5 protein-coding genes and 4 pseudogenes are annotated in these 14,929 nt (G+C 43.5%); 4 read left to right on the plus strand and 5 right to left on the minus strand.

What is annotated here, in order from left to right; all coding sequences use genetic code 11:
* Positions 1 to 77 precede the first annotated feature (77 nt).
* Positions 78 to 3,071, minus strand: a complete 2,994-nt coding sequence (locus ISG33_RS12555) for a TonB-dependent receptor (RefSeq protein ID WP_195733965.1) — start codon at positions 3,069 to 3,071, stop codon at positions 78 to 80.
* A 13-nt stretch (positions 3,072 to 3,084) separates the two neighbouring features.
* A complete protein-coding gene (locus tag ISG33_RS12560) occupies positions 3,085 to 5,967 on the minus strand; it encodes a glycoside hydrolase family 16 protein (protein ID WP_195733966.1) in 2,883 nt (960 codons plus the stop codon).
* A gap of 552 nt (positions 5,968 to 6,519) precedes the next feature.
* Here ISG33_RS12560 and ISG33_RS12565 point away from each other — a divergent pair.
* Positions 6,520 to 11,517: an RHS repeat domain-containing protein gene (locus tag ISG33_RS12565; protein ID WP_195733967.1), complete on the plus strand. Its 4,998-nt coding sequence runs from the start codon at positions 6,520 to 6,522 to the stop codon at positions 11,515 to 11,517.
* Positions 11,514 to 12,131: a hypothetical protein gene (locus tag ISG33_RS12570; protein ID WP_195733968.1), complete on the plus strand. Its 618-nt coding sequence runs from the start codon at positions 11,514 to 11,516 to the stop codon at positions 12,129 to 12,131. The genes ISG33_RS12565 and ISG33_RS12570 overlap by 4 nt, the downstream gene beginning before the upstream one ends.
* 97 nt (positions 12,132 to 12,228) lie before the next feature.
* Here the strand turns inward: ISG33_RS12570 and ISG33_RS12575 are convergent.
* Positions 12,229 to 12,572: pseudogene (locus tag ISG33_RS12575) on the minus strand (IS66 family transposase); the annotation flags it as partial.
* A 27-nt stretch (positions 12,573 to 12,599) separates the two neighbouring features.
* On the opposite strand from ISG33_RS12575, the pseudogene ISG33_RS12580 reads away from it, so the two are divergent.
* Both ISG33_RS12580 and ISG33_RS12585 read left to right on the plus strand, forming a co-directional pair.
* Positions 12,600 to 12,901, plus strand: a pseudogene (locus ISG33_RS12580) (transposase); the annotation flags it as partial.
* A gap of 453 nt (positions 12,902 to 13,354) precedes the next feature.
* Positions 13,355 to 13,483 (plus strand): annotated as a pseudogene (locus tag ISG33_RS12585) (type II toxin-antitoxin system YhaV family toxin); the annotation flags it as partial.
* 133 nt (positions 13,484 to 13,616) lie between these two features.
* Here ISG33_RS12585 and ISG33_RS17310 read toward each other — a convergent pair.
* Positions 13,617 to 13,796: pseudogene (locus tag ISG33_RS17310) on the minus strand (transposase); the annotation flags it as partial.
* Positions 13,797 to 14,089: 293 nt separating this feature from the next.
* Positions 14,090 to 14,611 (minus strand): hypothetical protein, encoded by a 522-nt coding sequence (locus ISG33_RS12595; protein ID WP_195733971.1) that lies wholly within the window; start codon positions 14,609 to 14,611, stop codon positions 14,090 to 14,092.
* Between the last annotated feature and the right edge of the window lie 318 nt (positions 14,612 to 14,929).

Raw genomic sequence — 14,929 nt, forward strand, 5'->3', positions numbered from 1 at the left:
TGGCTTAACATGTGAGTGAGTAAGTTGTCAGGCAAAAGGGCGTTTAGACCTTGCAAACGCCCTTTTTCAGCAAAGGCCTACATACTGAAGCGAACGCCCACCGAATAACGAGGACCATATTGACCAGCAAATAAGAATTGCTCTTCAAAACGACCGTAGTGTTGTTCGGTTTCGTTGTTCAAGTTAATACCTTCTGCAAACACCGTGAAACTTTCATTGATGTCGTAGTTCACACTCATGTCCCATTGCCCGTATTCTTTAGCGAATTGAGGTGGAACATCTGATGTACCCTGCCCTTGGCCTTGTCCAATCAAATAGCTATCGCGCCATGCATAAGTTAATCGAACCGACAACTTGTCGTCCTCATAGAATGCTTGGAAGTTAGCTGAATCAGACAAACCTGAAAGGGCTTTTTGTGACGTTAATATATAAGGGTTGTAATCAACGTCGCCGTCTACAAATGTGGCGTTTGCCGCGACACCAAAGCCCGTTTCTTGGAAAAGGTGCTGAACGGCAAGTTCGATACCGTTTGTTTTGCGTTCTTCGACGTTTTCAGGCGAGCTTAAACGCCAAGTGATTAATGAGTCACTTGCAGGATCGGGTTCAATCTGACCATCAGCGTTGCCATAACCTAGGGCTAACATCTCATCAAAGATAGCAGTATCTGTTGCTTGGTCGCCGCGATTGGTAATGTTGGCAACTGCTTCATTCCAGCGTGGGCCCAAGTAAACGTCATATAAACCGTCAATTTCAACGTCAACGGTAGAAGTCTCAATCCAATCGTCCACTTGTTTCCAGAACAAACCGACAGACGCGTAACTGCCTTCGTCATAGTAATATTCCAAAGAGATATCAAAGTTAGTCGACTGATAAGGCTTCAAGTTGGTGTTGCCACGGGAGCCAGTGCGCGAGCCAATTTTGGGGCTTCCCGACAATGACAAGCCACCCAATAAATTACCCAGTGGCGCACGCGTTACACTCTTGCCGAAAGACACACGAGAAACGAGGTCGTCGGTTAAATCGACGCGAATATCTACCATGGGTAGCAATAGATCGTAACCGCCGGCATTTGATACTTCTTGAACACCCGAGAATGAGGTGATCCATTCCGAAGATGCAACCCAGTTTACTTGTTCAGCAATGTTGCTTTCTGAAGGGCTAATAACGTCAGTTTCTTCGTAGCGTATGCCTGCATTAATTTGCACGAAGACTTCTTGAACGTCGAATTCCCAGAGTGAATTGATGTAAAGAGAATTTGTTGTTTCTTCAACACTCGACGTCGTATTCGTGGTGTAGTAAGGGTCAACAACATATTCATTGCTACCCACAACATCAGCAGTTAAGTAGGCCGCCTGACGCGCAACAGCTTCGTCAAAATCATAAGTCCAGTAGTAGTTAGGGCTCAATGAGGCGCCACCACCTGCGAACTGATCTAAGAAATTGCCTGTGCTATTGAGGGTAAACATATTGTCTGGGAATATCTGCGGAAAACTAGGATTAAAACCAGGACCGCCACGCAAACCAGACCACCCATTAGTACCAATCAGCGTTTGTTTTGTACTACTTATTCCAGCGCTCAATTTTACCAAGGATTCTACCGCATCAAATTCTGGCAAATACTCAACATCAAGCTGCGCTTGCTGTATATCTGACTCGCCAGGAGAATGAATAAACTGACTGAAATTCGAGTCTATTTCGTTCGCAGTCAGCTGGTTCGTGCCATTATTCCAAGCAATCACAAACTGTGGAATATCACCCTCTAAGTACGAATACTCTTTGTAATCCAAAGCAGCAGAGCCAAGAATGACTTGCCCCGCACTGCGCAGGCCGGGGTCGATGCCATTGTCGATAGTTGCATTTGAATCATGGTAATCAAAGGTGATTTTCAAATCATCACGAGCTTGGTAATCAACATTGAAGCCAAAAGACTTCATGTCAAACTCAGTAGTGCTTCTTGACGCTGTAAACGAGCCGTCGTCACCGGAAATGTTAGCAAACACTGCGGTACCATTTTCATCCAGTTGATAACTGTTTACGTTGCCACCGAAGTTATTCCAAATACCCCACCCGATACTGTTGCTTCCTGCCACTACATTACTCATGGTGTAGTCGGCGGTGAAAGTAAGATCATCTGTTGCAGCAAACTGAATTGTTGCTTGGGCATTGGTTCTCTCACGTTGTACGTTTTCAATGCCGTAGTTCATGTCTTTCGGGAAGAAGTGTGCAGCTGTCGATTCCAACACACCATCAGCATTTGGCGCCAGAAAGTTTTGAACAGGTGCGCCAGTTTCGTCAACCGCGCGAGCATCGCTAAACTGCGACGCATCCAACTCAGGCAATGCAACGTTGGCTTGCCAACCTTGGATGTTTGCTGATTGTTTCTGGAAGTCACGACGCTGAAAAGAACCAGTTAAAGCAACGCCTAGACGGTCGTCTAAGAAAGTTTTACTCACCAATGCTGCAATTTCAGGGGTGATGTCATCACCCTCAACATTCGAGCTATCGTGATTCGCTTTAGCCGTAATAGATACTTGCTGTCCGGGCTGAGCTAGCGGTTTAGCCGTGACGATATTTACGGTTGCACCTAAGCCCCCCGTTGGAACATCGGCACGAGCTGTTTTATAGACTTCAAGTGCACTCACGCCTTCTGATGCAAAGTTCTCAAAGTTGAAAGAGCGAGAGAAACCGGTGGAAGGCATTTGACGACCATTTAAAGTCACCATATTAAAGTCTGGGCCGAAACCTCGAACAGTAATTTGGCTGCCTTCACCGTTTGCTCTGCTTACCGACACACCGGTAATACGTTGTAACGATTCTGCCAAATTGGTATCGGGGAATTTACCCATTTCCTCGGCAACAATCGCATCAACAACACCTTGGTTACTGCGTTTGATATCACTTGATTTGACTAATGAACTGCGAATACCTTTCACTGTAATAACTTCTACGTTCGGATCGACATTCGCGCCGGCATCGTCTTCTTGAGCCATCGTAGGCATTGCCACTGAAAGCCCTAACAGCAAAGACACTGTCGTTGCTAATTTTGTTTTTTGGAAAGTGTTATTTTTCATTTTTTGTACTCTCTTATTGTGGGCGATCAGCTGTTACAACAACGTCTTTAATAATCACAGGTGAATCATTCTCGTTTAGGTACAACAAGAAAGAGCTAAATGTGTTCTCTGCTGGCTGTGGTGGGATCTCAACCACGTAGCGAGTCATTGTTGTGCTGGTAACGGTTACCGGGCCCACACCAAAATTGGGATCTACATCTGGGAAGGGGTTTTTCTCAAACAAGAATCTTACGTTTGTATCCGAACCGCCCCCAGGTAACGCTGCGCTGAATTCTACGCGGCCACCTGCTGCGAAATTAAGTGGGTAAGCACTACTATTGGTGTTGGCAAAACCGGCCCACACTTCTGCGTTGCTTGGGAAGTTGAACTCCCCCGTATCTGCATCGATAGTTGCATTACCAAAGCCTTCCCAAGTCGCCACGTTTTCGTTTTGACTCACAACAATGTTCTTAATGATTACTGGGGAGTCACGATCAACCAAATACAGAAGGAATGAGCTATAAGTATTTTCTGCATCTTGTGGCGGAATATAAACTGTATAGGTTTGCTCAGTTAAGCCCGACACGACGACGTTGTCTGTGCTAAACGCAGGATCAACATCAGGGAATGCTGCTTTTTCGAAGCGGAAGTTGACCGTCACATCTGATTCACCAGATGGAATAGACCCTGTGAAGGTGACTTTTCCGCCGCGCTCAAAGGTGAGTGGGTACAAATCGGTGTTAGTGTTAGCAAATCCACCCCATACCTCGGCGTTAGCCGGGAAGGTATAAGTGCTAGTGGCAGCATCAAAGCTTACGTTACCAAAACCTTCCATACGAGCATGGTTGTTTGCGACCACTTTAACATCTTGGATATTCACCGAATTACCAGCTTCATTGATATACAACAAGAACGAGCTATAGGTATTCTCAGCATCCTGTGGAGGAATGTTCACTGTATATGTTCTTGCTTGGTTACCAACGATGTCTATGTTTGCGGTTGCAAAGTTAGGGTCGACATCTGGGAACGGTGCATTTTCGAAAACAAAGCGGATGCTTGTATCATTTGCTCCATCAGGAATTGACGCGGTGAAAGTTAACGTACCTCCGTTCACAAAGTTAAGCGGATATAGGTTAGTGTTCGTGTTTGCAAAACCACCCCACACCTCTGATCCAACAGGGAAACTGTAAGTGGTACCATCGATGCTTGCACCGCCAAAGCCTTCTGTGAACTCTGCAAACATAGGGCCAGATGCTTCTTCACCGCTTTCGATAGCAACGTTATCCATACGGAAAACCGCGCCATCGCCGGTTTGCCATGCAGGAAAAACCATAATCACATCTAAGAGTGTTAAGTCTACACCGGCATCAGCGATGTCTTGCAATGGTACTTGGTAAGTCGCCCACTCGCCCACAATAGGCTCTGGGCCAAAGTTTGCAAGAGGAACCTCCCATTCGCCGCCACTACCTTCATCTGCTTCAATTTTAAAAAGCCATTGTGAATCGGGGTTAAGGGGAGCTGACATGACTTTCACGTCGACAGTAACGTAGCCGCTTTCAATCATGCCTAATGCATTATGAGGAGTTGGACTTGACCCCGACGTTGGATCTTGAGGAAGAAAAGCAGCGCGAGTAATAAAACCAAAGACCGTGCCGTTATTGCCGTTTTGCACCTCGAATTCATATACGTTACCACGGTCCTCATCATCTTCGACTAAGCCGGGTGTAGAGCCACCACAGCAGTCCCATGCTACCCAGTTTGGGTCAATAACATCATCGAAAATAGTGATAGGGTTAGCTTCACCTGCAGCGAGGCTCGGAGAAGGAGCTTGCCCTTCAACTAAAAAACCACCGTCGGCAACATCTGTTTCATATCCTGGGCTAATAGTTTCACATCCACGACCTGTGTCTGGGTCGGCAGTGCATTGATATACGCGAACAAAGTCAATTTCATAGGTTTGACCCGCGCCTTCAAATGCACTCACATCAATGCCCGTTTCGTTAACTGAAGCAGGCCAGTTTCCGCCTACCGCTGAATTTAAAATAAGGAAAAAGTCTTGGTCAAAAGGAGCTGGTGAATAGTTATTTTCCAATTCGCCAGTGGCAATATTATATAATTCTGCGTACCAGCCTCGATGGTTTAAGCCAACAACTTCGCCCGTAGAGCTCACATTTAATTCGGACTGTCGCTGCGTAGCGAATAAGGTGTCGTTGAAATACCAGCGTATTTCGCCTTCTTGCCATTCTATTGCGTAGGTATTGAAGTCTGAAGCTGGGCTTGTTTCTGGAGTATAAGAAGCCCCAGAAAAATCGCTTGCTGGGCCACCACCGTAGTGAATTGTGCCATACACATTAGTTTCTGGTGTACCATCGCTGCGCATCGCACCCAAGTTTACGGCTTCCATAATGTCGATTTCACCCGACTTAGGCCATCCACCATAGACTGAATCGGTAGGCATCATCCAAAATGCAGGCCATGAACCCTGACCCATAGGCAGTTTGGCGCGCATAACAATGCGACCATATTTGAAGTCAGCTTTGTTTTGCGTCGTTAATCTAGCAGACGTAAAATCATCGTCTTCACCGCTAGCGCCTTCCGTTAGTTTTGAGACAATTTTTAGTGTACCGTCAGATACAAAGGCATTCTCTTCAGAGTCGGTATAACACTGGAATTCTTGGTTACCACCACCGTCACAGTTAACTTCATAGTTCCAATTGCTAGTATTGATAGTGGTGCCATCAAACTCATCATTCCACACTAAGCGCCAATCGCTACCGGTGAAGTCCTCGCCGACTTGCTGCACATCTGGTGTGCTTGTATCGATTGCATCGAGATTTGTTTCAGTTTCTACGTCACCGCCACAGGCAGATAAAAGCAGAACCGATACAGCACCTGTCACTATGGTGATTCTTTTCATTTTTAAACTCATCGTGTTAAACCCCATTTGGAGAATGTCCTTACAATTACATCAACCACGAGCGTCTACACTGAGTATTGCTTGGCAGCATAAACGCCTTTGTTAACGCTTGCGGTGTTACAAATTGCTAACTTGCCGTTCAACATTGAACAAACAATTTACACAGTTGTAACATTTGGAAAGGATGTTGCGTTATGTCTCAACCAGATACAATTCAAATGCGGCATGATGAAAACTATTTGCGGTCAGAGAGTTAACAACTGCTCTTTTAAGACAAGAGGGTACATTTTTGCGATAAGTGGTATTCGGGTTTGTGGATATCGTAATGTTAGGGCGCTTGGAAGCTAGATTTCTCTGTTTTGTAGATGCAAGCGTACGGTTTTTAAACACTGTTAGCTCTCGTACGATCGCGCGCGACACAGGAAGGTAATTTTAAATGCGATGAAAACGATGACGGGATTACGCTGACATTAATTGTTTGACAGAAGCGGGGCGTTCGCTTATTTTTCACACAAAATGGATGTTAAAGTATTAAAAAATCAAGGAATAGCGATGAATCAAGCATTAATAGTATTTTTATTTATCACTAGTGTCTGTGCAACAAGCGCATACGCCTCAGAATTATCAAAGCCTAGTAGCAAATCAACGCTCACAGGCCAAGTCACTGAAGACCCCGCTGAAGATACGAGCGAAAAATCCCCCGATAAAGGCGCTAAAGAAGCTGAAGAGGAAATTACAGAGCCGCTAAAAAAGGAACTGCTTGAACCAATGACCGCCAGTTTCGGCGGCTTTGGCGATTTTGATTTTGACCAACCCAGCATGGCAGAGGCCGCCATTATTGCTAAATCATCTGACGCGGTAGCCGCCGATGCCAGTTTACGCGCTCATGATTTTGGTATTTTTGGTGACAATATCGACCCCTATACTGGTGGTTTATCTTTTTCACATATTGATGTATCGCTGCCTGGTAACTCACATCTAGAAGTCGCCGTTAGGCGTAGCGTTAGTCAAGCAACAACCTATCACCCGCAGCAATCAAGGGGCTTTGGTGATTGGGAGTTAGACGTGCCGCGCATTCACCGCAAAGTAGCGCAACCGGTTTTGTTCAATAGCAGTGGTTTTGCAAACATTAAAAAAATAGGCATTATTATCACTCAGTTTGGGCGAGCAGCACCCAATTGGCGCGCTGACCGTTGCTCGAGGAAAGATGCTGGATATCACTATTACCAACGCCCTTCCCGATGGGTTACGCCTAGCGGTGCTTTACTTCTAGGCAATACCAATTGGAATTCATACACCATTGTGCCAGAGTGGTTTTACGATGAGGACACCTACGCGGATGGCACGCATTTGTCTATTCCTGGTCAAGGAAGCCAAGAAATACTCGACACTCCTCGAGGTGGTATATGGCATGGCTCACCTAAAAAAGTCACTAAAAATCATTGGAAGTTCGAATGTATAGCTAACATTTCAGATGGCGGGGAAGGCTTTATTGCCATTGCCCCGAATGGCGATAGATGGAAATTCGACAAACTTGTGTACAGACAAGCACCTTACAAAAAAGTATACCCTAAAGGCATGGCAATAGGGTCCCCTACGGCTATTTATAGTGTGACAGGAATGAGTCACGCGACGATGCTGGCTACCGAAGTCACAGATGTCAACGGCAATTGGGTCAAGTATCGCTATACCGATAATGGGCAGCTTACTCAAATTGAATCAAACGATGGGCGAAAAATAGATCTTTTTTACGTAAACAATAATATTGATAGGGTCGTTGCTCATGGTCGCACATGGCAATACGATTATCATGCAGCCTCGGCTGTGCGTCCCGCTGTCCTCAAAGAAGTCACCTTGCCTGACGGTCGCTCATGGACCTTTGACCTTCAACGTTTATATTGGGAAGCAATGCCCGGCCAAGCCTGTAACCTATCTGATTTTAGCGTTTCACTCACCCATCCTGATGGCGCAAAAGCCGAGTTTGGTTTGGCTGAAACTGTCAGAGTCGCTCCTTCGCGGCTGGGCGGTACCTCGGTAAACAGCCGATGCGCATACGACCCCACAAGTGCAGGCTGGGCCTACAACAGTGGCTGGCATCGAGTATATGAAACAGTAAGTGTTACAGATAAAACCATCAGTGCGACTGATATTCCTACCAGCACTTGGCGTTATGCATACAACGGTAAAAGAGTTACTATCACCGACCCTATGAACAGGCGCACCATACAAGAGTTTTATAGTAGTGGCGCAGGAGAAGGCCAAGCCAAATACACATGGACATATGAGGACTCAGGTTTACTGCGTACCGAATACTACAAGTACATACATGGCCCCATTATGGGAGATACCTTTCGCTGGCTTCACCCTGAACATGGTGATATTCGAGCCGATTTATTGTCTGAGGTGCATATTATACAAGGTGGGCATACCTATAAAACCATTAACACCTACAATACCGATTTAACGTCACCTTTGTATTCATATGGTAAGCCTATAAAAATTGAGCAGTTCTCCACTTTGCAAGCGCCCAAAAGAATCGCTCAACGTACCTATAAACATATCAAGTCCATATGGAAGCTTGCTCTACCCGAGCGCTCCATTTTAAACAGTAAAGAATTCGAGCATTATGGTTATGACTCAAGGGGTAACCATACATGGCTAAACCGCTTTAACACTAGGACATTGACCAATACCTACCATAGTGATGGGACACTCGCCTCAGCTAAAGACGCTGAGGAAAATAAAACATACTACACTAATTACCAAAGCGGCACGCCACAACTTGTCAGGCGCGCCGACAATCGCACGGTTATGCGCACCATAGATGCGTTTGGTCAAATGACCTCACAAACCGATAGTGAAGGCTTGACCATTGGGTATCAATACGACGTAGCGGGGCGACTTAGCGATATCAACCTGCCAAGTCCATGGCATGATACTCACATTTCATATAGCAATTTGGGTGCAGGGCTTACGCAAGTTAGCACCACTGGACCAAGTCAAACCACCACCACCCATGACCAGTTACTGCGCCCCATATTAATCAAAAATGAAGCCACATATGGCGGTGGCAAAACCAGCTATGTCAAAACTACTTATGACCCCTTGGGTCGCACATATTTTGCCTCACAACCCGCCACTGTTCCAAATCCGACGTTGGGGTCTTACACTTATTACGATGGTCTCGGAAGGGTCACTAAAACCCGCGATAACATGGCACCTTATGCTCAAACCCTTAGCGCTTACTTAGCGGGTAACGTCACTCGCACCACCGATGCTGATAATTATGTGACAAGCACCTTTTACTCAGGCTATGGCAGCCCTGAAGATGGCAAAGTGATCAAAATTGTTAGCCCACACAACGTTACCACACAAATGACTTATGCCATATGGGGCAACATGCTCACCCTTCGTCAACATGGTACACAACACAATCGCACGGTCGACCAAACCCAATATTATTTTTACGACAACGCCATGCGACTTTGCCGTCACCGCACACCTGAAACCGGTGACACTGCTTATACCTATTATGACACAGGACACATTAAAACCACTGCCAAGGGGCTGCCCGCCTTAAATGGCTGCGGCACTCCTACCGGCAATACTGCCGTCACGTCGTACTATGACAATCTTAATCGTTTAACTTTGCTCGATTATGCTGACCCTGCCACACCCGATACAACTTATGCCTATAGTCCGATGGGTAACGTCACTAACCTAAATAGAGAAGGGGCGGATTGGACGTATGTTTACGATGACATGTACAATCTCAAACAAGAAAGCTTAAAACTAGACGGGTACACATGGCAAACTGACTATACCTACAACAAAAGCATGCAAATGACATCAGTCACCCTGCCCTCAAGACGTAAAATTGATTATAGCCTCAATGGTTTAGGCCAAGTACTCAGCGTTGCGTCTAATGGCCAAGTGTATGCCAACAATATGGCTTATCACGTCAATGGTGCATGGTCGCAGATGCGATACGGCAATGGGCATACACTGCAACAAAGTCTAGATGCACGCCTGCTACCAAAGCAGTTGTGGACCAGCCATGCCTCAAAACCTAGCGCCGTTAATTACACCCATCATTACGATAGACGCGGCAACCTGAAGAGTATTATCGACAGTTTAAGCAGCGCTAATACGCGCACTTTTGTCTACGATGGCCTCAGCCGTTTAACGTCGGCAACCGGGCCCTTCGGTAATGCCTCGTTTGAGTACGATGCACTGGGTAATATTCGTCAAAAACGTCTAGGTTCGCGCACGGTCAATATAAACTATAATAGCTTAAATAGAGTATCATCGGCCAGCAGCACCGGCACCGGCGTGCCCACCGCCACCTCGGCCTCATTTAATGCTACTTATCAATACGACACGCGCGGAAACACCCTTAATTCAGGTAGAGTGAACTTTATTTACGATGCGTCAGACCAACCTACTCGAATGACACACAACTCCGGGGTATCTAACTACCTATACGACGGTCATAAACGCCGCGTAAAACAAGTGGTAAGCAGTAATAGTAGCACAAAAACCACTTATTCTATTTATAGTCAGGGTGGTACTCTACTGCATCGACACAACATAAGTGAAAATAAGAAGACCGATTATATTCAACTTGGCGGCTCAAACACGGGCAGTATCAGACTGGAAGATGGCATACCTCGGTATGTGCATGTAGACCACTTAGGCAGTCCGGTGGCAGAAACTAGCCAAACAGGGGCAATTGTTTGGAAAGAGCGTTATACGCCGTTTGGTGAAACTTTAGATAATCCTGACGGCAATAAGGATGACCAAGGATATACTGGGCATGTGAGTGATAGTGAGACGGGGCTTGTTTATATGCAAGCACGATACTATGATCCAGTTATCGGTCGTTTTTACTCAAATGATCCGGTTGGGTTTAAAAATGTTCACAATTTCAATCGATATGCTTATGCCAATAATAATCCGTATAAGTATGTAGATCCCGATGGCCGTGAAGCGACAGCATATTATTCAGGAAGTAATGGTGCTTTCTTAATCCGAGATAACGATACTGGAGCGTATGCTTATTCGACAAACTTCTTTTCAGGGAAGCAAGGTCTCAACTCTAGTCAAACAGATGGTCCAGTACCTTCTGGAAGCTATTCCATTTTATCAAGATCAGGTACTATGGCAGGTGCCCAAGCATTTAGACTTGAAGCTAACGATAGTAGCTTTGGTGATGACGCTACAGATGGTGGACGAAACCAAATTAGATTACACCAAGGGACAGTTTCGTTAGGTTGTATTACTTGTCTAATCAACAAAGAGTTTGCAGGCGTTATTGGAGTTTTAAATAATACCTCCACATCAGAATCAAGTGTTGATCGTAAAGGAACTCTAGGGAAGCTTGGATTTAGCGAAACTTTATCCAATTATGGGAATTTAAATGTTCTAGGTGACTCATCTAGTTTGCAGTTTAATTCACAAACCAATGAATTTTCTATACAAACTACTACTGACCAAGGTACGACTAGTCAAAAAATTTGTACAGTTGGTGAAGGTGGGAGCTGCCAATGATTAAGTTACTTCATTTAGCAATTGCAATTTCAGTGGCGATATTACTATCTATTGTTGGCTATTCTTATTACTTTCATAGCGGATTAGAGTTAGATCGGCTTTTATATATGGCTATATCAACTGTGGTGTTATATTTGACGTTAATTTCATCAAGTAGTTATAAGTTGAATGTATTTAAGCTGTTAGCTATAACATGCATTGCTTGCGGTTTTACATTTTCTGCATTGAACCATTTTTTTGGGTTTTATAAAGAGTTTTATGTTTTCACTCCTTGGTCAGAGCTTTTGTGTTTAGCAGTAATTCTGATTTTATTTGCTTTGGCTGTTAAAAATGAAGTTTTTACAAAAAATAAATTGAGCAGCCAAATCAATCTTGTGAGATTAAAGCCACACGTATTAATTTCGTTGAGCTTTACATTTATCTTAGTATTGATGAAGCTCATGGTAGTAGTGCTAGGATTAGGTGATACTGGTTATCAATTCGCTATCCACGTATTAAACACTACTTTTACTCTGTGGGTTTATGCCTTTTTTCCAGTAATATTAATTGTCTGCCTTTTAGTATTAATAAGTAAAAGACTTGGCAGTACATCTAACAGACTAGGTGAGTCATAAGTGGGCCTAAGTTGGTAGTGATTTGAATCTAAAGCCTCGCACTCGCGGTAATGCCGATCAGTTAAGCAATAAATTGCTTGACGATTGTAAGCGTCGCCTAGAGACCGTTACCTAAATGAACATTCCAAGGCAGTAATTGCTCTATGTTTGGCTCGGCGTAGCTAAATTGCTCGAACAAGTGGTTTAGATAATCGTAGGGCACAAGCCCGTTCGCTTTAGCCGACTCGATGATTGAATACAGTACCGCGCTAGCTTTGGCTCCTTTCGCATTTTGTGAGAACAACCACGCTCGCCTGCCCATCACGAAGGGTTTTATCGCGCGCTCCGCGCGATTATTGTCTATGCTCAAACGTCCATCAAGTGTATATATCGCTCTAGTTTTTCCCATTGGTTTAAACAATATTGAATGGCCGCGCTTAAATCCGTCTGCCCTAAGACTTGGTGTTGTGATTTCAGGAGCCAGACCACTATCCTCAAATCGCGAAGTCATGGAATACACATTGGCAAAATCTAAACACGCTATTTACGTATCCTGAAGACATACGCACAGCAATTTATACTACCAACGCAATTGAATCTCTAAACAGCGTTATTCGCAAGGCTATCAAAAAACGGAAGTAGTCCCAAGCGATGATTCAGCCAAGAAAATGGTCTACTTGGCTGCCACTGAAGCATCGAAAAAATGGACGATGCCAATTCACAACTGGCGCAAAGCGATGAGTCGGTTTATCATCGAGTTCGGGGATCGCCTCGAAAGACACATTAACTAATGGCAGTTACACAGAATCTGTTACAGGCTCCTGTAAATAGGCACTTTAGTGTTTACAGAATCACAACTGAAGTGTTCAAGGCAACTATTTTAAGAGAGGTGTATATTGATTTTTGTGGTAACAATGGGAATGATAGTTGCGGCAATTTTATTGACTAGTATTTTTATGTCTTTCGTATATATGTCTACGTTCTTTTTTAGATTACGACTTGTCTTCTTTTTATTTTCTATAATTGCTTTGGTTGTCGTAAATAATTTGTTTGGTATATCGCCATTTGATATAAAAACATTCGATTTAACAACCGCTTTACCATCGTTAGCTATTGGTTTTTTTATTGGCAACAACTATTCGATAAACAAAGTTTCTAAGCGAAAGTCTAAGGTTTGAGTAAAATTAATTTTTTCTAGGCTCTGACGCAGTTGATGATGTTGAAAGTTCCAGAAACAACAATACCGATTATTTTTTCGATATCACCAAGCATCAAACATTATCATGTACGCTTGGGTAAATGATGAAAAAACGAAACGAGCACACGAGAGTAAAGTAGCTGCATATAAAGTATCGCACTGGTTTTTTGCTTAAGATTAAAATTCTACCCACTTTGCTTGGGTTTTCTACCCACCATAAATTTCATCAAAACACCAAAAAGTAACCCTGCGAAACAAGAACAAATGGCTAAAACTCCTATATCACGCAGCTCAAAATCAGACACGCTGTCTGCCCTCTCTTTCAAACGTTTAACATCAGAGGCTTCCATACCGCCATACTTTTCCTTCCACTTGTAAAAAGTTGAACTCGCAATACCGTATTTACGGCATAAATCTTTTGCAGGCATGCCTGCTTCAGCTTCTTTCAAAATCGCCACAATTTGGCTTTCAGTCATGCGTTTTGTCATCGTAAAACTCCTTAAATTTATTTTATAAGAAATTCTACGAGTAGGCTGTATTATTTTAGGGGATAGTTACAATTGCATTCCAATCTGCCATTTATGGAATTATATGTTCACCATATCTAATCGAAATCGGAGAGAGTAGCCGTAACAAAGTTTTGATTCTTGGTATATTTTCTCTAGTAATGGATAACGACACTAAAAACCTTTATATCTATATGCTTGTATCCTCAATAATTATTTACTTCTATTTAAAGAGGAATAAATGAAAGTTTTGAACTAGGATTCTCTAGCAAGATTTAGTTGTGACAGCTTAATATGCCAACATCACCGTTAGCGATGATATTTCTACTCTCTTGATTTAATTTTTCGTAAGATTCCTTACCTTTTGGTTTTTCAAACTCTAAAAACACATGTTTTATATCACCAAATTGGTTTAGAAATCTCAGTACTTCCAAATTGTTATATAAAGATGCAGTATGCGCAATATTGTATAAAATATATTCTTTTTCGCTCTTGCTTTCAGCTAGAATTGAATCACAAAATACATTAATAGTTTCTGAAGATAGTCTCCACTCTACACGTAAACCAAGAGCAGAAGGAAAAAGCATTTCCAAAAATAAGTTTTTCTTTTCCTCTAAACTCACCCTGTTTAGTTTTTGTTGGACAAAAGAACTAGAAATAGATCTAATTAATCCATTGCTATGATTACTTAAGTTTGTAAAAGAAAAATAATGGGTTTGCGAAACATACAGTTTCGCAAACCCTATTGTGGCAACAATAGGCAAAAATATTATCAGTGCCTTCTTTACTTTAATCATTGAAGACTAGCCTCCTTTTATAAGTATAAGACGAATTAAAGCCATGTACTAGCCACAATGCCAGGTGACCTGTTTGATTTGAGAGCCGCCTGACTGAGTGTAGTGTCAGCAAATTCAATCAACGTTTTGGTCAATATATTTGCTTTATGGCTGCATTTTGGTGCAGGTTTTTAATCAACAGACGACCGGTGACGTGCCTAACAATGGAGTGTCTAGGCATATTGATTTAAGGGGAATTAAGCGCCAAAGTCAAAGTCACGTTGGATGGTGAAATCGCTCAATGCATCAGTGTTCGGTGAAGCACGAAGGGGCGGGGTC

Source organism: Marinibium conchae (assembly GCF_015595035.1).
In the GTDB taxonomy this organism is placed as follows: domain Bacteria; phylum Pseudomonadota; class Gammaproteobacteria; order Enterobacterales; family Alteromonadaceae; genus Glaciecola.

Bases quoted from the DNA above. Each gene is read 5' to 3' on its own strand.
- ISG33_RS12555 (WP_195733965.1), bottom strand. From the start codon at position 3,071: ATGAAAAATAACACTTTCCAAAAAACAAAATTAGCAACGACAGTGTCT.
- ISG33_RS12560 (WP_195733966.1), bottom strand. From the start codon at position 5,967: ATGAAAAGAATCACCATAGTGACAGGTGCTGTATCGGTTCTGCTTTTA.
- ISG33_RS12565 (WP_195733967.1), top strand. From the start codon at position 6,520: ATGAATCAAGCATTAATAGTATTTTTATTTATCACTAGTGTCTGTGCA.
- ISG33_RS12570 (WP_195733968.1), top strand. From the start codon at position 11,514: ATGATTAAGTTACTTCATTTAGCAATTGCAATTTCAGTGGCGATATTA.
- ISG33_RS12595 (WP_195733971.1), bottom strand. From the start codon at position 14,611: ATGATTAAAGTAAAGAAGGCACTGATAATATTTTTGCCTATTGTTGCC.